Below are 18,988 nucleotides of genomic sequence, written 5' to 3' on the forward strand. Positions count from 1 at the left end.
ACTGCCATCGCCCGCTTGCAATGCTCAGGCGGTCAGGCCGCCCGCGGCCAGGGCCAGCAGCGTCTCCACCGAGTCCTTGGCCACGCTGTAGATGGTGGTGTCTCCCTCCATCCGGGCATAGTAGCCCTCGCCGTCGGCGGTGGCGTTGCCCACGGACATCTTAAATGTGGTTTCAGCGCTTCCGTCAGGCACATAGTAAACCGTCATGGTCACCTGGGGGCTGCCCAGGCCGCACAGCGTCACCGCCTCATCGGTGGGCCGATAGTCCACGCAGGCCGTGAACCGGAGGCTGGCCAGCTCATCGGCCAGGGCGCTCACCGTCTCATGATCCGTCACGTCGGCATCGCCGAAAATCCAGGACGCGGCGCCGTCCTCCTCTCCCGCCTCCACGGAGAGCGTTAGGTCTTGGGTGGGCCCTTTCACACGCACAGTGCGCAGGTTCGCGCCGGTAAAGGTGGGAATATCGGGAATTTCCGCCATGTCGTAGATGCCTTTATTCATGCTCTCACGCAGCTCGCTGGACACCACGTACACCGTGTCGGAGTCCGCCAGCTTCATATAGTAGGACCCATCGGAGGTGGTCTTGCCGAACAGCAGCACCGTTTCCTTGCCGCCGTCCGCCGTGGCCTTCAGTGAGGCGGCGGGCTCCTCCAGGCCGTAAGCCTCCAGGGTATCCCCCTCGGTGATGGTCTGCATCGGGTGCAGGGCGATGACCTGCTTGGAGAGGCTCTCCAGGTAGTATCCGTTCAGGGGGAAGTCCGGATCGTCCACCCAGTACCACTCCCCGGCCTCGTCCCGGGCAAAGGACAGGTTCACCTGCCCGTTGTCGTAGGAGATGGCGCTGTAGGTCTGGTCCTCCTCGGTCTCCAGCACCCGGGTATCGGCCAGATTCTGCTGCTCCTCCTGCTGGCGCCGCTCCTCTTTTGCGTTGCAGGAGCGGAGAAGCCATGTCAAGGCCGCCAACACAACCAGTACTGCGGCCAGGGCCACCAGCGTCTTTTTCTGTCTCATGGGGGAATCCTCCTTGCCTTAGAGTTTGCGGCGGCGCATCCAATGCACAAAGCCCACCGCTACCACTGCCAGCGGGATGACGAAGACGAACAGCGCGCTCCAGATTCCGCCTGTGGTGATGGTGTTGCTGGGCACCTGGAGGCTCACCGGCTCGATGGAGAGGTTGGTGATGTCGTCAAAGCCCACAGTGGCCGCATTCAGGAAGAGGTCCAGGTTAGCGATGTTGGTGAAGCTTCCAGTGATCTGCTCGCTGATCATGTTGCTGCAGCCGAATACGGTCAGCCGGGCTGTGCCGCCATCGGTCTCCTCGGTGGCCACGGCGCCCACCACGTAGGTGCCCTGGGCCTGATCCGAATCATCCACCACGTTGACGCCGTGGTCGGAGGTGGTCAGGAAGGGGGAGACGGTGACGGTGTCCCGGGCGGGGGCGGTGAGCGTCATGCCCCGGGAGGAGAAGAGCAGCACCGTGGAATCGCCGGTGAGGCTCTGGGCCGCGTCCACGCTCAGGTCGACCTCCGGGAAGATCGCATAGGGATTATTTTGATAGTACCGCTGGGTGTCGGCGATGAGGCCGGTGGTGGGGGAGATGCCGTACTGGGAAAGGACCCTGTTCCAATTGGGCATCTCCGTCAGGTCCGCGCCCATCAGGTAGATCAGCTGTCCGCCGCCGGATAAATAGCTGAGGATCATCTCGGCCTCATCGTCGGCCAGATCGGACGCGGGGGCGTTGGAGATCAGAAGATCGCAGTCCTCCGGCACGCCGTCCATCAGCACATTGACCTCCTCCACGCTGAAGTGGCTCTTTTTCATCAGGTCCTCCACCGAGGCGGACAGGCCCTGCTCTCCATGGTCGTTGATGGTGTAAGCCCTGCGGGAGGATTCGGAAACCACCAGGTCCACCGCGGAGGTCAGCTGGCCCTCGCAGTCAAATGCGGTTTCGTTGCGCTGGCCGCTCATCATGTAGGTATAGATATCATACTCGATCAGATCGTCAATGGCAATGGTTTCTTGCCGTCCGGTGGCCTCGCAGGACACCACGATGGTATTGGCCTCCACGCCGTAGGCGGAGAGCACGGAGGGATAGGTGGTGGGGTTGGTGTACTCCACGCTCAGGCGGCCGCTGAGTTCCCCGTACTGATCCAAAAACCGGACGATCCGCTGGTCCATGGCGTCCTTGTTGGCCAGCACATGGATGGATACGTCCTCGCTTAAGGCCGCCATGTAGTCCACGGAGGTGTCTGTGATATGGTAGATGTTGTTGGGCGAGATGTCCAGCTGGGTGTAGCGTGTGGGGATCTGGGCCACCAGCAGGTTGAAGGCGATCACCACGGCCACGGCCAGCGCGGCCGCTCCGGCGGAAAACGCGCCCCGCCGGGAGGCCCGGCTCTCCGTTTTCTGAAGTTTCATCGTCCGCACCTCCTCAGCTCCAGCGCCGCTTCTGGACCACCTGAACCGTCAGGAAGACCATCAGTGCCGCAACGGAGACATACATGGCGAGGCCCGCCACGTCAAAGACCTGGTTGTTGACAAAATTGGTGAAGACCCCGCTCAGGCTGAACTTCCCCAGGGCGTTGGGCAGCAGTGATGCAAACGAGGAGGAGTCTTTCAGATAAAAGCCCACAATGGCCGCGGCTCCAACTGCCAGCACGGAGCCAGACACCTTGTAGCTGTTGGAGAGGGAGTGAAGCAGCAGGCAAATCAGGATCAGGATCACCAGAAGGCCCACAAGGGACCCGGAGGCGGTGACGGGCAGGTAGTCGATCAGCCCATCCCACAAATACAGCACCAGCAGCGCGCCGAAGGTGCCCACGGCGGCGATAATCTGGCTCTCCGTCAGGGCGGAGATGAACAGCCCCACCGAGATTTCCACCGCGCCGTAGAGGAAAAAGGCCAGCACAGCGCTGTAGTCCGCCTTCAGATAGGCCGTGCCGTTCATGGCGATGATCAGCGGGCACAGGCAGGAGACCAGCACGGGGATCAGGTACACGGTGAGCATAGCAAGATACTTGCCCATCACCACCTCCGTCACGCTGACCGGTGCGGTCAAAAGCAGCTGGTCCGTGCGGCTGTGGCGCTCCTCCGCCATGGAACGCATGGTCAGTATGGGCACAATAACCATGAAGATAAACAGGGTGGAGGCCAGGGAATAGGAGAAATAGGGATAACCGGAAAACAGGTTGTAGGCCATGAAGTAGACGCCGATGAAGGCCACCATCACCGCAATGCAGAGATAGCCGATCATGGAATTGAAATAGGAGCTCAGCTCCCGCTTGTAGATGGCTTTCACGCCTGACCGCCTCCTTCCTCATCCTGCGGGCGGACTTCCCCAGGCACACCGTCCGCGCTTTCCTCCCGGCCGCCCCGGGTCAGCTCCAGGAACACTTCCTCCAGCGAGGCGATGCGGGGCGTCAGCTCCAGCAGGGGGCAGTCCGCCGCCGCAAAGGCGCGGAACAGCTGCTCCCGCACATCCTGGGCGGCGGTGAGCTCTGCCGCCACGGTGGACTCCGTCTTGGGCGACACCGTCTTTCCGGTCAGGCTGGGAATCCCACTCAGGATCTCCTCCACCTGCTCACAGCTGCCCTTGGCCTCTATCTCCACCGTGTGGGCGCCGGACAGGTGCTCCTCCAGGTTTTCCGGCGTGTCGCAGGCCACCAATTTCCCCTTGTGGATGATGAGGATATGGTCGCACACGGCCCGCACCTCCGAGAGGATGTGGGAGGAGAGGATCACCGTGTGCTCGCGGGCCAGGCGGCGGATCAGGTCCCGGATTTCGATGATCTGCTTGGGGTCCAGGCCCACAGTGGGCTCATCCAGGATAATGATCTTGGGAAAGCCCAAAATGGCCTGGGCAAGGCCCAGGCGCTGGCGGTAGCCCTTGGAGAGGTTCCGGATCAGCCGTCCGGCCACCTCCTCCAGGTGGGTCAGCGCCACCACCTGGGCAATCTGGTTCTCTTGCTCCGCCTTGGGGATTTTTTTCAACTGGGCGCAGAAGTGCAGGTACTCCCGCACCGTCATCTCCGGATACACCGGCGGGATCTCCGGCAGGTACCCGATGCAGCGCCGGGCCTCCTCCGGCTCCTCTAAAACGTTGTGCCCCTCGATGAGCACCTCGCCCTCCGTGGCGGCCAGGTACCCGGTCATGATGTTCATGGTGGTGGATTTCCCGGCTCCGTTGGGCCCCAAAAAGCCGTAAATCTGGCCGTCGGCCACTGTAAAGCTCAGGTGATCCACCGCGCAGTGGTCCCCATATCGCTTTACCAGATTTTTCACTTCAATCAAACTACCATCCTCCTTCAGGCGCAGGCGCCCTATCGCTTGAGGATAGTATAGGCGTGCTTTCTTAAAGAAAGCTTAAGCTTGACTCCATACATTTTACCCGGAATAATCGTTTGCTCCCCAAAATTTAGTGAATTCTTTTAATTTGTTCATAATTTTTCAAGGTTATTTTCAGAATTCCCTGATATACTGTCCCCAACATCAGGAAGGGTTCTCCCCCCGCACCTGGTGCGGCAAAACTTTTTTCATTTCTTTTCTCTTGTTTCTCTCTGTGGTCTTGGGATTCTCCGCCCAGGCCGCAAAAAAGGAGGGCCCTCAAAGGGTCCTCCTTTTTTTGCTGAATTCCAGTTAAAAAAATGCAAACAGCAGGTTCAGCGCCACAGCAAACACCACCAGAAGCCCCGCCATCTGCTCCCGCTCCGGGCGGCAGAAGCGCAGCGTGACACCGGCGATGGCGGGCAGAAAGCAGATCCAGGCCCAGATGGCCTTGAAGCGCATATTGTCCGGCTGCGCACTGGCGTTGATCAGCGCCAGCAAAAACGCAATGAACACCGCCACCAAAAAAAGCGCCGTTCGCCAGCTCTGTCCCTTGAGTACAAACATCAAGCCACAGACCAAAACACTGACCAGCGCGAAAGAAATCAAGAAAATCCAAAGAACCGCGATACAAGCCACCTCCTGCTATCTTGATTCAGCGCAGAGTATTATATCAAATTCCAATGCATTGGGCAAGTGGCGCGCAGGAAAAACTCCCGCATTCCTAAGTTTGCTTTGATTTTCGTCTTTTTTTACGGCTTATTTTGTAAAAATACAGGGATTCCCTCTTGCAAACATGATGCATTTTGTTATAATCAGATTAACGTGAATGATTTCACAAAGATGCCGCCTGACCGGCCCAATTGCTGTTTGTCCGCCGTTGCATCCTTCGGGTCGCACCGATTCCACGCCGCGCGCGTCCACAGCAGCTTCCCTGCTTTGCTCACGCCACTTTCTGATGAATCAATGGAGGATACATTCGTGAGAGGAATTCACAGCGCGGTGGATGACATCCGCCGGAAGGTTTTCACAGAGGTCGCCCGCCTGGCCTATGAGGGCGGGGACTATTCCCGGATTGACCTGATCCCCTACAAAATTGTACCCGGCGAGGTGGGGAAGTTCCGCCACAACATCTTTTTGGAGCGGGCCATTGTCACCGAGCGGCTGCGGCTGGCCTGCGGGCTCCCTCTGCGCCCGGCCAGCGTCCACTCCCCGGCCAGCGACGGCATTGAGGAGGCCGCGCTGCCGGAGAAGTACTACGAGCCCCCCCTCATCAACATCATTTCCTTTGCCTGCAACGCCTGCCCGCCCAAGGAAATCCGCATCTCCAACAACTGCCAGGGCTGCATGTCCCACCCCTGCAAGGCGGTGTGTCCCAAGGACGCCGTGATCATCGGCAAGGACAACCGGTGCTCCATCGACCAGGAGAAGTGCATCAAGTGCGGCAAGTGCCAGCGCCAGTGCCCTTACAACGCCATCAGCAGGCTGGAGCGGCCCTGCGCCGCGGCCTGCGGCATGGATGCCATCGGCTCCGACGAGTACGGCCACGCCAAGATCGATTACGACAAGTGCGTCTCCTGCGGCATGTGCCTGGTGAACTGCCCCTTTGCCGCCATTGCCGACAAGAGCCAGATTTTCCAGCTGATCCACGCCATCAAGTCCGGCGCCGAGGTGGTTGCCTGCGTGGCGCCGGCCTTTGTGGGCCAGTTCGGCCCTGACGCCACCCCCTCCAAGCTGAAGGAGGCCATGCGCATCCTGGGCTTTTCGGAGACAGTGGAGGTGGCCATTGGCGCGGACCTGTGCACCATCGAGGAGGCCAACGACTTTTTGGAGAACGTCCCCGCCAACCAGCCCTTCATGGGCACCTCCTGCTGCCCGGCGTGGAGCGTGATGGCCAAAAAGCTGTTCCCGGAGTTTAAGGATTACATCTCCATGGCCCTGACGCCCATGGTGCTCACCGCCCGGCTGGTCAAACGCCGCAAGCCCAATGCCAAGATCGTCTTTGTGGGCCCCTGCGCGGCCAAAAAGTTGGAGGCCTCCCGCCAGAGCGTCCGCTCCTATGTGGATTTTGTGCTGACCTTTGAGGAGCTTCGGGGCATGTTCGACGCCAAGGATATCGACTTCAAGGAGATTGCGGGCGATCCTGACGAGGAGTTCACCGACGGCACTGGCTCCGGCCGCGGCTTTGCCGTGGGCGGCGGTGTGGCCCAGGCTGTGAAGGACGCCATCAACCGGATCGATCCGGGCCGAGAGGTGAAGATCGACTATGGTGACGGCCTTCGGGAGTGCCGGAAGATGCTGATGCTGGCCAAAGCCGGCAAACGGGACGGCTACCTCCTGGAGGGCATGGGCTGCCCCGGAGGCTGCGTGGCCGGGGCCGGCACCATCACCCCCGTGGCCACCGCCGCGCTCAACGTCCGCTCCTACAAGGAGCAGGCGGGCGAGCAGAACTCCCTGGACAGCAAGTATGCCGCACGGCTGAAAGAATACGAGAAATTTGAATCCCCCCAGTAGGGTTTTTCCACAAAGAGGGCGGCGGAGCATACTCCGCCGCCCTCTTTGATGGGTAGGGCTCAGCCAGCTGTATTCCAACGAACCAGCACCCCTGGTTTTACCGCCGGCAGCCTGCCCGGTGATTGCGCAGAGTTCTTGTCGGCCGATCTCCCTTACGGCCGCAGGGTGCAGTTTCGTGAGGACACTTTACTGAACCGGGTCCTTAACCTGATAGCCGCAGAAGCGGATCGCCGCCTTTGCCAGCTCCGCCGTGGGATCCACAAAGCGCTGAGGCAGCGCAAGTCCCTCGGCGGCGATGGGCAGTTCTGTGCAGCCCAGGATGAAGTAGTCCGCTCCGGACATGTGATTCAGAACCTCCTCCATGGGCCCGCGCACGCTCTCTATGGGCGCGCCCTTTTTGACGCCCTTGTAGATCACCTGCATCAGCCGGTCCCGGTCTTCCTCCTCCGGCAGCAGGTAGTCCACCCCCTCTGACTGGAGGGCACGCTCATATACGCCGGAGCTGAGAGTCCCCCGGGTGGCCAGCACGCCGGCGGTCTTTCCGGGAAACGCAGCGGCGCAGGCTTTTGCCGTGGCCTCCAACATGCTCAGAAAAGGGATTCCCGTCAGCGGGCGCAGCCGGGGCAGGAAATAGTGGGCGGTGTTGCAGGGCATAATGAGGCAGTCGGCGCCGCACTGCTCCAACTTGCGGATGGAGTCGGCCATGGCCTCCACCGGATCCGCTCCGCCGGAGAGGATGGCCAACGTGCGGTCGGGGATGGCCGTGTTGTCGTCGATGAAGATGCGGATGTGGTCGTTGTCGCTGGCCGCATCGGTCATCAGGACAATCTTGCGGAACAGGTCGGCCGTGGCCAGCGGGCCCATGCCGCCGATGATGCCGATGGTCTTTTTCATGGAATCCACTCCTTTTTCAATTCCTTGGAACTTTTTCATGAACAGGGAAAAAACAGGTGAAAACGCGCCTCAAACACGCTATTATGAAGACAGGCGCCGTGGGATGCTCACGGCAGCTTGCACGGTCAGCTGACCTGCGTTCGGCTTCCAGCACCATTCTACCCCATCAATGGGTACGGTACAACCTCCCTTGGGGTAGAACCGCCCCGGATTTCCCGGTAAACGCCAAACAAATCAGTCAGCAGAAAGGACTTATATGGAACTTAACATCAGACCCGAGCAGCCCTCAGATTACCGCGAGACGGAGGAGGTGACCCGGGAGGCATTTTGGAATCACTACGCCCCCGGCTGCTGTGAACACTATTTGCTGCATATCATGCGGGAATGCCCGGCATTTTTGCCTGAGCTGGCCCTTGTCGCCGTGCAGGAGGGCAGAATCGTAGGGGCTGTTGTCTCCCTGAAGGCTGCCATCTTTGGGGACGACGGACGCGAATACGAGGTGCTGACCCTGGGGCCCATCGCCGTTTTGCCCGGCTACCAGCGCCAGGGCATCGGAACCAGGCTGATCCAGCGGACCAAGGACGCCGCCCGCCGCCTTGGATACCGGGCCATCCTCCTCTGCGGGGATCCGGACTACTATTCCCGGCAGGGCTTTCTACCGGCGGAGCGGCTGAATATCCGCACGGCGGACAACCTGTACGCTGCGGCCCTTCAGTACTGCGAGCTGTGGGACGGCGCTCTCTCAGGTGCGGCGGGCCGGTATGTGGAGGATCCCATCTACGCAGTGGAGGATGCGGCTGTCGCAGCATTTGACAAGGGCTTTCCGCCGAAGGAGAAGATCAGCGGTACTGCGTCCCAGCAGCGGTTTCAGCAGCTTGCAGCCATGTGCAGGGCAGCGGACTGATCCCCACTCTCAAAATCCCGGCCCGAGCGGGCAAAAAAGCGGCGGCGCGGGGATTCCCGCGCCGCCGCAGCGGTTGCACATCTTTACAGCGACGACTTGATCTGCGCCGCGATTTTGTCCGCGGTCAGGCCATACTCCCGCAGCACGTCGGCCGCCTTGCCGGACTGGCCGAATTGATCCTCCACACCGATCTTGCGGAAGGTGCAGTTCACCTTGCCCATCAGCACGTCGGCCACAGCGTCGCCCAGGCCGCCGATCACGCTGTGCTCCTCCACGGTGACCACCTTGCCGCACCGCTCCGCATACCGGGTCACGCACTCGGCGTCAATGGGCTTGATGGTGTGGACGTTGATGACGGAGGCGCGGATGCCGTCCGCCTCCAAGAGCTTGGCGGCCTCCAGGGCCTCCGACACCATCAGGCCGCAGGCAAACACCGCCACATCGCCGCCTTCACGCAGCACATTGGCCTTGCCGATCTCAAAGGGGTAGTCCTCCTCAAACACAGGGCTGGCCAGCCGGGCCAGGCGCAGATAGGCGGGGCCGTTGAATTCCGCCAGGGCCATCACCGCCTTGCGGGCCTCCTTGGCGTCGGCGGGGACGATGACGGTCATGCCGGGGATCACCCGCATCAGGGCCAGGTCCTCAATACACTGGTGGCTGCCGCCGTCCTCACCCACGGACACTCCGGCGTGGGACATGCACAGCTTCACATTGAATTTGGGGTATGCGATGGAGTTGCGGACCTGCTCATAGGCCCGGCCGGCGCCGAACATGGCAAAGGTGGAGCAGAAGGGTACCAGCCCCATGGTGGAAAGGCCGGCGGCCATGTCCACCATATTGGCCTCGGCAATGCCGGCATTGAAGAACCGGTCGGGATAGGCCTGGGCAAATTTCAGTGTCATGGTGGCGTGGGCCAGGTCGGCGTCCAGCACCACCACCTTGTCGTTTTTCGCGCCCAGCTCCACAAGAGCGTCGCCATAGGCGGCGCGGGTTGCGATTTTTTCAGCCATTTCTTCAGTCCTCCAGTTCTTTCAGTGCCTGCCGGCGCTGCTCTTCGTTGGGCGCCTTGCCGTGCCAGCCCACCTGGCCCTCCATGAAGGAGACGCCCTTGCCCTTGATCGTGTGGGCCAGAATGCACTTGGGCTTTCCGGGCTCGGCGGGGGCATTCAGCGCCTCCACCACGGCGGCGATGTCGTTGCCGTCGGAAAGCTCGATCACCGTGAAGCCAAAGGCGCGCATCTTGGCGGCCAGATCGCCCAAGCTCATGACCTGGTCGTTGGAGCCGTCGATCTGCAGTCCGTTGTTATCCAGCATCACTGTCAGGTTGTCTAACTGATAGTGGGCCGCGGCCATAAAGGCCTCCCATACCTGGCCCTCCTGGCACTCGCCGTCGCCCAGGATGGTATAGACCTGGATGTCCTTGCCCTGATGCTTGGCGCCCAGGGCCATGCCCACTGCGATGGAGGCACCCTGGCCAAGAGAACCGGTGGAGGCGTCCACGCCCGGCACTTTCTTGGCGTCCGGATGGCCCTGGAGGATGCTGTGCAGCTGGCGGAAATTTTGGAATTCATCGCGGCTGATGAAGCCCTTTTCCGCAAGGACCCCGTAATAGCAGGGCGCCGCATGGCCCTTGCTCAGCACAAAGCGGTCCCGGTCGGGATTGCGGGGGTCTTTGGGGTCCACCCGCATTTTTTCAAAAAATGTGGCCACCATCAGCTCCACCGCGGACAGCGAGCCGCCGGGATGGCCGCTGCCGGCGTTGGCGGTCATATTGATAATATCCCGCCGCACCTGCGTGCAGATCCTGGAGAGTTCTTCCGTTTTCATGATGCTACCTCCTGATATCGTTGCTGCCCTGGGGCTGCAAGCGTCAAAACACTTATTCTAAAAAATATCACAGGATACCCCCTGTGTCAAGAAAGAGGCTGTCTCCTGCTCAGGTTTTGCAGGGGACAGCCTCTTTGCCTCAATCATTTTTTTGCGGAGCGCTGTTTGCCTTACGCTCAGGCTTCTCTATGTACAGTTCCTCTGAAATCTGTTGGGCGTGAATGAGTTCCTCGCGCAGTTTTTGCAAAGTTTCTTCTGCGGCGGTGATCGCGTTAAACAAAATGAGGTATTCTTTCGGGATCGTATCCATGTCTCTTTTATTCCTTTCTATATTTGCCTTCTCATCTCTCGCCTCGCTGGTCTTATGTTACCTTTTTCCGAGCGCAAATTTTGTCTGATTTTCGCGAATTTTTAAAAAATTCTCCAAATATGTGGAAATGTTATCAAAAGCAATCTGTTCCTCTCACTTTTGGGCTTATTGTGTCGTGGCATTGACTTACTATAAATTTACGGTATACTCTTTTTAGAGCTGCACAGCATGAATCACATGGGATTGGGCGATTTTTCACGCGGCCGTTTTGGGATTCGAAACCGTTTTTCCCATGGGAAGCGTCTTATAAAGGAGAGCATCTATGCTGCAAAAAGAATTGTATTTTGCCGCCATCGGCACAGGCTTTACCTGTCTTGCCACCGTGTTGGGCGCGGCCATGGTCTTTTTCTTCCGAAAGGAGATGCGGCCTGTCACCCAGAAGGTCTTCCTTGGCTTTGCCGCCGGAGTGATGATCGCTGCGGCCGTCTGGTCGCTGCTGATTCCGGCCATGGAGATGGCCGAATCAGCGGGGCAGAACGTTTTGCTGCACGTGGGCGGCGGGTTTTTGCTGGGCGGCGCATTTTTGATGCTGTTAGATATGCTGCTGCCCCACCTGCACATTGGAAGCGATGAAGCGGAGGGGCTTCCCTCCCGCTGGAGGCGCACCACCATGATCGTCCTGGCCGTGACGCTCCACAACATCCCCGAGGGCATGGCGGTGGGTCTGGCGTTTTCCGTTGCCGCCCAGGATGCCGGGAGCCTCTCCGGCGCGCTGGCGCTGGCGCTGGGCATGGGGCTTCAGAACTTTCCGGAGGGCGCCGCAGTATCCCTGCCCCTCAAGTCCCAGGGGGTGAGCGCGCCCAAGTCCTTTGCCTGCGGCGCAGCCTCCGGCGTGGTGGAGCCCATCTTTGGCCTCATCACCGTTCTCGTTGCCAGCAGCATCACCGGCCTCATGCCTGTGATCCTCTCCTTCGCCGCCGGGGCCATGCTCTATGTGGTGGTGGAGGAGCTGATTCCAGAGGCTCATCTGGGGGAGCATTCCCACAGCGGCACCATCAGCGTCATGGCTGGATTTCTGATGATGATGCTGCTTGACGTGATGTTGGGCTGATCCGCTCCATAGGCGCGTCGTGGTGTGAATTCACATCACGACGCGTTTTGATTTTTTCATATTGGAGTGAACCTTCCTCTTTCCGCGGGGGTATAAAGAGCAGAAGCGCGCATCTGAAAGGAGGCACACCGTGGAAGACTACATCTCCGATGCCCTGAAGGGGGACCACCGGGCCTTTTCTTATCTCTATGACCAGTTTGCCCCGGCGGCACTGCGGCTCAGCGCCGCCATCACCCGCAGACAGGACCTTGCGGAAGACGCTGTCCAGGAGGCTTTTCTCCGGGCCTACCGAAAAGGGCATCAATGCACGGACCCGGACCGGTTCCGGCCCTGGTTTTTCCGCATCGTCATCAATGAAAGCCGCCGCATCCTGCGGAAAAACTTAGGGGTGACGGCACTGGACGCCGATTTTCCAACCCCCTCGTTTGCCGAGGGCTCCGACCGGTCCCTGGCCATTGCCGAAGCGCTGGACCGTCTCTCCCCAGAGCACCGAAGCGTTTTGGTCCTGCGGTTTTTACTGGATCTGAGTGAACGGGAGATCAGCGAGATTCTGAAAAAGCCTGTGGGCACTGTAAAATCCCGCATCCACTATGCAAAAGAAGCACTGGCCCAACAGTTGAAAGAGGAGGAACGCCATGACCGATCTTGAACTGAAACAAGGTCTGTCCTTGTATACCGACCGCGCGCTCCAGCGCCAGGAGACGGTGAAAAAGGGCGTGATGCATGAGCTGAGTATGGAAAAAGCGCGAAGACGGCGCCCGGTCCGGCTGTTGGCCGCAGCCGCCTCTGTGGCTCTCATCCTGTCCTTTCTGTCCTTCACACCGTCCGGCAGAGCCCTGGCCCGCTCGATAGGGGAGAACCTCTCCGCCCTCTGGGAAACGCTGTTTCCCCCAAAGGAGCTCCCTGTCCTTCCGGAGGGTATGGAGGAACACCCCCTCCATACGCCTCAGGCAGAGGACAGCGCATCTCATCCCGGCTTTGTGCTCTATTCGGATGAATCCCGCTATACCGCAAGCTGGGAGGGTGAGCGCTATGTCATCCGCCCCATACCCATCACCTTTACCCGGGAGGATGCGGAGCGGGACCTGGCCAGCCAGTTGGATGCCCTGAGCCCTCCGGAAGCCCAGGAGCAGATCGACCTGTGGATCGCCCAGCGGGAGGAGGCGCTGTCCCTTCTTCCCCCGTGCCGGCTCGAACTCACCCATTGGGAGGGCGTGACCCCTCAGGAGGACGCGGAGGCCCTGCGGGCGGAGTTGCGGGACACCTACGAGACCGTCTCCGACATCGCTCCGTCCCAACTGTTGGAGGGCCTGTTCCTCCACGCCGGCAATGGGACGGCATGGGATGCAGAGCAGGTGGACTGCCATCTTGTGGACGACGGAAAGGGCGGGACCTACCGCATCTGCTCCTATCTTTATACAGAGGCTACGGAGGGGCACGGCACCCGGTTTGACGCCATGATCGCCACATTCCAGGTTTTGAACACGCCGGACCAAACATCCTGAATCTTTCCCCCAGGCGGGCCGGGCGTATCCTGGCAAGATGCGCCCGGCTTTTCCCGCGTCCCTTGATTCGCCGCCCCGTCTGCTGTACAATAGCTGTATTCTCAAGATGGGGAGGGCCTATGGACCGGATCAGCTTTCTTGTGAACTCCCTTCGGCGGGAGAGCAGTCCACACTGGGCGCCCATCCGCCGCGCGGTGGGCGTGTTCTGCCGCCATCTGGACCAGCCCGGACCGGAGCGGCCCCTGACGGCACTGTGGGAGCAGGAACTTTCCGCCCTCTACGGCGATCTCGGGCCGGTGCTGTGCCGGAACAACCGGGTGGACCCGGATGCCCTGGGCCGTCCCTACGGCGTCTCCTGCGGCGGCGGACTGACCCATCTGCTCCAGGGCATTCTGACCGCTTACGGTGTGATTGTCCGGCTGTTGGCCCTGGACTTCCTTGCCCCGGGCGCCCGGTATCCCTGGCGGCAATTGTTGGACGGCTCCTGCTTCCGGCGGCTGGGCCGGGGCTGCTGCGACGAGGAGGACTGGTGCTGCTGGCTCCTTGCCCGCTGGGACGCGGAGCTCTCGGACGCCTGCACCGGTCTGAGGGGCCTTTTGGAGGGGCTGCCCGGCTCCAAAGCCCCGGAGCGGCCGGAGGCCATCCAGGCGCTTTATCAGCAGCTGCTGCCCCAGCCCATCCGCCACGCCCTGGGGGAGTTCTACACACCGCCCTGGATGGCGGAGCTGATGGTGGAGGAAGCCCTCCGCCGCTGGCCCAGCCCCCGCCGCGTCCTGGACCCCACCTGCGGGGGCGGCGTTTTTCTCCTTGCCGCCCTCAGGGCCGCGCCAGGCTGCGATTTAACAGGCCTCGACATCAACGCCTTCGCGGTGTTGGGCGCCAGAACCGCCCTGCTCTTTGCCGGTGGCAACCCCCGCTCCGTGCTCCACTGCGACCTGCTGGCGCTGCCCCAATGGGAAGGCAATGTGCTTGTGGTGGAGGACGGTGCCGGCGGACGGCTCCAGCTGAGCCGCGAGGCCGTCGATGAGGTTTCGCGGCGTGGGCTGGACGCCCCTTTGGAGGACGTCTGCCGCCTGTGCGGCCTCCCCCCGCCGGAGGATACGGCGGACCGGGTACGGGCGCGGATGCTTCTAAATAGGGTGCTCTCCGCCGCCCTGGCTCCCGCGAACCTGCTGATCGGGAACTTCCCCTGGGTCAGCTGGGAGTACCTCTCTCCGGCGGAGCGGCAGCGGGCGCTGCCCCTGTGGCGGCGCTACGGCCTTTTTCCCCACCGGAAGATCGAGAAAAGCTTTGCCAACGAGGACATCTCCGCGCTGATGCTCTGCCTCTGTCTCGACCGCCTGGTGATCCCAGGCGGCGCGGCGGCTGTGGTGCTGCGCCAGGCCCTGTTCAAGTCCCAGCGAAACGGCGCCTCCTTCCGCCGCTTTCAGGCGGGAGACACGCCTTTTTGCGTGGTGCGCTTAGACGACTTTTCCGCCCTTCAGCCCTTCCGGGACGTGGCGGTGGCGGCGGCAGCCGCCTACCTTGAGACCGGGCGGCCCCAGCGCTACGACGTGCCCTGTTTTCTCTGGGGCGGGCAGGTGAACCGGCTGATGCACCGCCCTGGTGCCACCGCGGCGGAGGTGTCCGCCGCCGCTGAACGCACGCAGGCCCTGGCCCGGCCCAGTGAGGCCGCCGACCCCTGCTCCGGCTGGATCATTGTCCGGGCAGAGGAGGCGGACTCGCTCAGGGGCCTCCTGGGCTCCAACCCCTACCGGGCCCGCTCCGGCGTATTCACTGGCGGGGCCAACGGCGTCTACTGCCTGCGCATCCTGGGCCGCTCCCCGGGCGGAGTGCTGGTCCGCAATCTGAGCGGCCAAGGCAAGCGGCAGGCGGCGGAGGTGACCGCGGAGATAGAGCCGGACCATCTCTACCCCCTGGTGCGGGGCAGCGACCTTCACCAGTGGAGCGTCCGCCCCTCCTCCTATCTCCTGTGCCCCCACACGGCCCAGACCCGCCAGATGCCGGTGGATGGAGAGACGCTCCGGGCCCGCTCCCCGCTGACCTGGGCGTATCTGTGCCGCTTTCGGGAGGTGCTGGATCAGCGCAGGGGCTTTGCCGGGTGGGAAAAATTCATTCAGCAGCGCCAGTTTCATGCCATTTTGCGGGTGGGTGCCTACACGTTTTCCCCCTACAAGGTGGCCTGGCGGTACATCTCCAAGCGCTTTTTCTGCGCGGTGCTCTCCCCCTGGGACGACCCCTACCTGGGGCACACCATCCCCCTGCCCAACGAAAAGCTGATGTATCTCCCGGTGGAATGTGAGGAAGAGGCCTACTACCTCTGCGGCGTGCTCAGCTTTACGGCGGTGCGCCGGTGCGTGGAGGGTTACATGAACCCCACCAGCATCTCCGCCCACGTGGTGGAAAAGCTGGCCATACCGCCCTTTGACCCCGCCTCCCCCCTGCATGTGGAGATCGCCCGCCAGTGCCGCCTGGGCCACCTGGCCTCCACGGAGAAAGAGCGCCTCCTGGTCCAGCAGTGCCTGGACCAGCTGGCCCAGGCACTCTACCCTTAAACACGAAAGAGAAAGGAACGATCCCATGAACGACCTGATTGGCGAATTAGAGCGCTTCCAGCCCTGGAACGAGCAGGAGGAGCGGGACCGCTTGCTGCTGCTGCGGCTGCTGCGGACGGATGAGACTGTTTTCTCCCGTGAAAACGACGCCTACCACATGACGGCCTCCGCCTGGGTGGTCAGTCCCGACCGGACCCAGGTGCTGATGGCCTACCACAACATCTACCGCTCCTGGTCCTGGCTGGGCGGCCACGCCGACGGCGAACGGGACCTGCTGGCGGTGGCGGTGCGGGAGGTCCGGGAGGAGAGCGGCGTGCGCACGGTGCGGCCGGTCTCAAAGGAGCCCTTTTCCCTGGAGTCCCTCACCGTGGACGGCCACGAGAAGCGGGGCCGGTACGTATCCTCCCACCTGCACCTCAACGTCACCTATCTGTTGGAGGCGGACCCGGAGGAGCAAGTTGTCTCCAAGATCGACGAAAACAGCGCCGTGAGCTGGTTCCCCCTGCAAAAGGCCGTGGAGATGTCTTCCGAGCCCTGGTTCCGGGAGCGGATCTATCAAAAATTAAATGCGAAGCTTTTGGCCCGTTAATGTCCCATGCACCGGCGGAACGGTTCCGCCGGTGCACTTTTTTGCTCCGTTTTGGGCCTGCGGCCGCCCGCCATTCCACGCCCTGTTGCAATTGGCACTTGCCATACAGCATCTTGCGGTATATACTGGGAAAGCATCGCAAGATCACACTACATGTTGTAACGGTGAGAATGGAATCAGAGGGAGAATCCGCTTATGAAAGTACTGAAGAGAAACGGCACAGAGGTCGCCTTTGACATTGACAAGATCATCGCCGCCATCACCAAGGCCAACGCCGTTGTGGAGGAAGAGGCCCGGATGACGCCGGTGCAGATTCAGCGCATCGCCGAGTCTGTGGCGCTCAACTGTGAGAAGATGAACCGCTCGCCCTCAGTGGAGGAGATCCAGGACCTGGTGGAGCATCAGATCATGGCCCACGGCGCCTTTGAGGTGGCCAAGCGCTACATCACCTACCGGTACACCCGCTCCCTGGTCCGCCGCAGCAACACCACCGACGACAAAATCCTCAGCCTCATCGAATGCTGCAACGAGGAGGCCAAGCAGGAGAACTCCAACAAGAACCCGGTGGTCAACTCCACCCAGCGGGACTATATGGCCGGCGAGGTCTCCCGGGACATCTCCGAGCGCATCCTGCTGCCCGGCGACATCGTGGAGGCCCACCGGGAGGGCATCATCCACTTTCACGACACGGACTACTATGCCCAGCACATGCATAACTGCGACCTGGTGAACCTGGAGGACATGCTGCAAAACGGCACCGTCATCACCGGCACCATGATTGAGCGGCCCCACAGCTTCTCCACCGCCTGCAACATCGCCACCCAGATCATTGCCCAGGTGGCCTCCAACCAGTACGGCGGGCAGTCCATCTCCCTGGCCCATCTGGCGCCCTTTGTCCAGGTCAGCCGTGAGAAAATCCGCAGGATCGTGGAGCAGGAGATGGAGATCATCGGCGCGGCCCCCTCGGAGGAGACCCTCTCCAAGCTGGTGGAGGTGCGGCTGCGGGATGAGGTGCGCCGGGGCGTGCAGACCATCCAGTACCAGGTGCTGACGCTGCTCACCACCAACGGCCAGGCGCCCTTTGTCACTGTGTTCATGTACCTGGGCGAGGCCAAAAGCGAACAGGAGAAAAAGGACCTGGCCATGATCATCGAGGAAACTCTGGAGCAGCGCTGCCAGGGCGTGAAAAATGAGGAGGGCGTCTGGGTCACGCCGGCCTTCCCCAAGCTGATCTACGTCCTGGAGGAGGACAACATCCGCGACGACTCCCCTTACTACTATCTGACCCGCCTGGCCGCCAAGTGCACCGCCAAGCGCATGGTGCCAGACTACATCTCCGAGAAGAAGATGAAGGAGTTCAAGGAGGGCAACTGCTTCCCGGTGATGGGCTGCCGGTCCAACCTGTCCCCCTGGAAAAACGAGAGGGGTGAGTATCAGTTCTATGGCCGCTTCAACCAGGGCGTGGTGACGCTGAACCTGGTGGATGTGGCCCTCTCCTCCGGCGGAAACCAGGAGAAGTTCTGGCAGATTTTTGACGAGCGGCTGGAACTCTGCTACCGGGCCCTGATGTGCCGCCACAACCGGCTCAAGGGCACCCTCTCCGATGTGGCGCCCATCCTGTGGCAGTATGGCGCCTGCGCCCGGCTGAAAAAGGGTGAGACCATCGACAAGCTCCTGGTGGGCGGCTACTCCACCATCTCCCTTGGGTATGCCGGGCTCTATGAGTGCGTGAAGTACATGACCGGCAAGAGCCCCACCGACCCCACTGCCACGCCCTTTGCCCTGCGGGTAATGGAGCATATGAACGAGGCCTGTGCCAGGTGGAAGGAGGAGACCACCATCGGCTTCGGCATCTACGGCACGCCCCTGGAATCCACCACCTACAAATTCGCCAAGTGCCTCCAGCGCCGCTTCGGCGTCATCCCCGGCATCACCGACAAGGGCTATATCACCAACAGCTACCACGTCCATGTCTCCGAGGAGATCAACGCCTTTGACAAGCTGGCCTTTGAGGCCCAGTTCCAGCACCTGTCTACCGGCGGGGCCATCAGCTATGTGGAGGTGCCGGACATGCAGCAGAACCTGGAGGCGGTGCTCCAGGTGATGAAGTTCATCTACGAGCACATCATGTACGCCGAACTGAACACCAAGAGCGACTACTGCCAGGTCTGCGGCTGGGACGGCGAAATCCAGATCGTGGAGGAGGACGGGAAGCTGCTGTGGAAATGCCCCAAGTGCGGCAACACGGACCAGACCAAGATGAATGTGGCCCGGCGCACCTGCGGCTACATCGGCACCCAGTTCTGGAACCAGGGCCGCACCCAGGAAATCCGCGACCGGGTGCTCCACCTGTAAAGAAAAAGCGCTCCGCACAAGATTGTGCGGAGCGCTTTTTCTTGCCATAAGGGCGGGAGCCGGAAACGCAAAGCGCCTCCGGCTCCCAAATGAGGAGAAGA

17 protein-coding genes are annotated in these 18,988 nt (G+C 61.3%); 8 read left to right on the forward strand and 9 right to left on the reverse strand.

Features of this window, described 5'->3' with window-relative positions; all coding sequences use genetic code 11:
• Positions 1–24: 24 nt before the first annotated feature.
• From H8790_RS11200 to H8790_RS11220, 5 genes are all read right to left on the reverse strand, one after another.
• On the reverse strand, positions 25–1,011 hold the full coding sequence (locus H8790_RS11200; protein ID WP_187332581.1) for a DUF4340 domain-containing protein: 987 nt from the start codon (positions 1,009–1,011) through the stop codon (positions 25–27).
• Positions 1,012–1,029: 18 nt separating this feature from the next.
• On the reverse strand, positions 1,030–2,418 hold the full coding sequence (locus H8790_RS11205; RefSeq protein WP_187332582.1) for a Gldg family protein: 1,389 nt from the start codon (positions 2,416–2,418) through the stop codon (positions 1,030–1,032).
• A 13-nt stretch (positions 2,419–2,431) separates the two neighbouring features.
• On the reverse strand, positions 2,432–3,298 hold the full coding sequence (locus tag H8790_RS11210) for an ABC transporter permease (RefSeq protein ID WP_187332583.1): 867 nt from the start codon (positions 3,296–3,298) through the stop codon (positions 2,432–2,434).
• The gene (locus tag H8790_RS11215) at positions 3,295–4,281 is read right to left on the reverse strand and encodes an ABC transporter ATP-binding protein (RefSeq protein WP_404821720.1); all 987 of its coding nucleotides are present in this window, start codon (positions 4,279–4,281) and stop codon (positions 3,295–3,297) included. The genes H8790_RS11210 and H8790_RS11215 overlap by 4 nt, the downstream gene beginning before the upstream one ends.
• A gap of 354 nt (positions 4,282–4,635) precedes the next feature.
• On the reverse strand, positions 4,636–4,890 hold the full coding sequence (locus H8790_RS11220) for a hypothetical protein (protein WP_187332585.1): 255 nt from the start codon (positions 4,888–4,890) through the stop codon (positions 4,636–4,638).
• 414 nt (positions 4,891–5,304) lie between these two features.
• Here H8790_RS11220 and H8790_RS11225 point away from each other — a divergent pair, with 414 nt between their 5' ends.
• Positions 5,305–6,837, forward strand: a complete 1,533-nt coding sequence (locus H8790_RS11225; protein WP_187332586.1) for a 4Fe-4S dicluster domain-containing protein — start codon at positions 5,305–5,307, stop codon at positions 6,835–6,837.
• Between the two features lie 186 nt (positions 6,838–7,023).
• Here the strand turns inward: H8790_RS11225 and H8790_RS11230 are convergent, their stop codons facing one another.
• Positions 7,024–7,731, reverse strand: a complete 708-nt coding sequence (locus tag H8790_RS11230) for a cysteate racemase (protein WP_187332587.1) — start codon at positions 7,729–7,731, stop codon at positions 7,024–7,026.
• A gap of 256 nt (positions 7,732–7,987) precedes the next feature.
• Between H8790_RS11230 and H8790_RS11235 the strand changes: the two genes are divergently transcribed.
• Entirely contained in the window at positions 7,988–8,635 is a 648-nt protein-coding gene (locus H8790_RS11235; protein WP_187332588.1) for a GNAT family N-acetyltransferase, read from the forward strand.
• 83 nt (positions 8,636–8,718) lie between these two features.
• Here the strand turns inward: H8790_RS11235 and H8790_RS11240 are convergent, their stop codons facing one another.
• The 3 genes from H8790_RS11240 to H8790_RS11250 form a co-directional block, all read right to left on the reverse strand.
• Positions 8,719–9,645, reverse strand: coding sequence for a transketolase family protein (locus H8790_RS11240; RefSeq protein WP_187332589.1), 927 nt, complete (start codon positions 9,643–9,645; stop codon positions 8,719–8,721).
• A 4-nt stretch (positions 9,646–9,649) separates the two neighbouring features.
• Positions 9,650–10,462: a transketolase gene (locus H8790_RS11245; protein ID WP_187332590.1), complete on the reverse strand. Its 813-nt coding sequence runs from the start codon at positions 10,460–10,462 to the stop codon at positions 9,650–9,652.
• 139 nt (positions 10,463–10,601) lie between these two features.
• Positions 10,602–10,772, reverse strand: a complete 171-nt coding sequence (locus H8790_RS11250) for a hypothetical protein (protein ID WP_187332591.1) — start codon at positions 10,770–10,772, stop codon at positions 10,602–10,604.
• A 322-nt stretch (positions 10,773–11,094) separates the two neighbouring features.
• Between H8790_RS11250 and H8790_RS11255 the strand changes: the two genes are divergently transcribed.
• The 6 genes from H8790_RS11255 to nrdD all read left to right on the forward strand — a co-directional run bounded on the left by H8790_RS11255 (position 11,095) and on the right by nrdD (position 18,887).
• Positions 11,095–11,883 carry a ZIP family metal transporter gene (locus H8790_RS11255; RefSeq protein ID WP_207724188.1) on the forward strand — a complete coding sequence of 263 codons (789 nt, stop codon included), beginning with the start codon at positions 11,095–11,097 and terminating at the stop codon, positions 11,881–11,883.
• 130 nt (positions 11,884–12,013) lie between these two features.
• The gene (locus H8790_RS11260) at positions 12,014–12,532 is read left to right on the forward strand and encodes an RNA polymerase sigma factor (RefSeq protein WP_187332592.1); all 519 of its coding nucleotides are present in this window, start codon (positions 12,014–12,016) and stop codon (positions 12,530–12,532) included.
• Positions 12,519–13,388 carry a hypothetical protein gene (locus H8790_RS11265; RefSeq protein ID WP_187332593.1) on the forward strand — a complete coding sequence of 290 codons (870 nt, stop codon included), beginning with the start codon at positions 12,519–12,521 and terminating at the stop codon, positions 13,386–13,388. The genes H8790_RS11260 and H8790_RS11265 overlap by 14 nt, the downstream gene beginning before the upstream one ends.
• A 119-nt stretch (positions 13,389–13,507) precedes the next feature.
• A complete protein-coding gene (locus H8790_RS11270; RefSeq protein ID WP_187332594.1) occupies positions 13,508–15,943 on the forward strand; it encodes a TRM11 family methyltransferase in 2,436 nt (811 codons plus the stop codon).
• A gap of 25 nt (positions 15,944–15,968) precedes the next feature.
• Positions 15,969–16,532 (forward strand): NUDIX hydrolase, encoded by a 564-nt coding sequence (locus tag H8790_RS11275; protein WP_187332595.1) that lies wholly within the window; start codon positions 15,969–15,971, stop codon positions 16,530–16,532.
• 195 nt (positions 16,533–16,727) lie between these two features.
• Positions 16,728–18,887, forward strand: a complete 2,160-nt coding sequence (gene nrdD, locus H8790_RS11280) for an anaerobic ribonucleoside-triphosphate reductase (RefSeq protein WP_187332596.1) — start codon at positions 16,728–16,730, stop codon at positions 18,885–18,887.
• Positions 18,888–18,988: the final 101 nt, after the last annotated feature.

Origin of the sequence: Oscillibacter hominis (assembly GCF_014334055.1) — a bacterium.
In the GTDB taxonomy this organism is placed as follows: domain Bacteria; phylum Bacillota; class Clostridia; order Oscillospirales; family Oscillospiraceae; genus Oscillibacter; species Oscillibacter hominis.

Bases quoted from the DNA above. Each gene is read 5' to 3' on its own strand.
- H8790_RS11270 (WP_187332594.1), top strand. From the start codon at position 13,508: ATGGACCGGATCAGCTTTCTTGTGAACTCCCTTCGGCGGGAGAGCAGT.
- H8790_RS11235 (WP_187332588.1), top strand. From the start codon at position 7,988: ATGGAACTTAACATCAGACCCGAGCAGCCCTCAGATTACCGCGAGACG.
- H8790_RS11230 (WP_187332587.1), bottom strand. From the start codon at position 7,731: ATGAAAAAGACCATCGGCATCATCGGCGGCATGGGCCCGCTGGCCACG.
- H8790_RS11275 (WP_187332595.1), top strand. From the start codon at position 15,969: ATGAACGACCTGATTGGCGAATTAGAGCGCTTCCAGCCCTGGAACGAG.
- H8790_RS11220 (WP_187332585.1), bottom strand. From the start codon at position 4,890: ATGTTTGTACTCAAGGGACAGAGCTGGCGAACGGCGCTTTTTTTGGTG.
- H8790_RS11245 (WP_187332590.1), bottom strand. From the start codon at position 10,462: ATGAAAACGGAAGAACTCTCCAGGATCTGCACGCAGGTGCGGCGGGAT.
- nrdD (WP_187332596.1), top strand. From the start codon at position 16,728: ATGAAAGTACTGAAGAGAAACGGCACAGAGGTCGCCTTTGACATTGAC.
- H8790_RS11250 (WP_187332591.1), bottom strand. From the start codon at position 10,772: ATGGATACGATCCCGAAAGAATACCTCATTTTGTTTAACGCGATCACC.
- H8790_RS11205 (WP_187332582.1), bottom strand. From the start codon at position 2,418: ATGAAACTTCAGAAAACGGAGAGCCGGGCCTCCCGGCGGGGCGCGTTT.
- H8790_RS11265 (WP_187332593.1), top strand. From the start codon at position 12,519: ATGACCGATCTTGAACTGAAACAAGGTCTGTCCTTGTATACCGACCGC.
- H8790_RS11255 (WP_207724188.1), top strand. From the start codon at position 11,095: ATGCTGCAAAAAGAATTGTATTTTGCCGCCATCGGCACAGGCTTTACC.
- H8790_RS11200 (WP_187332581.1), bottom strand. From the start codon at position 1,011: ATGAGACAGAAAAAGACGCTGGTGGCCCTGGCCGCAGTACTGGTTGTG.
- H8790_RS11240 (WP_187332589.1), bottom strand. From the start codon at position 9,645: ATGGCTGAAAAAATCGCAACCCGCGCCGCCTATGGCGACGCTCTTGTG.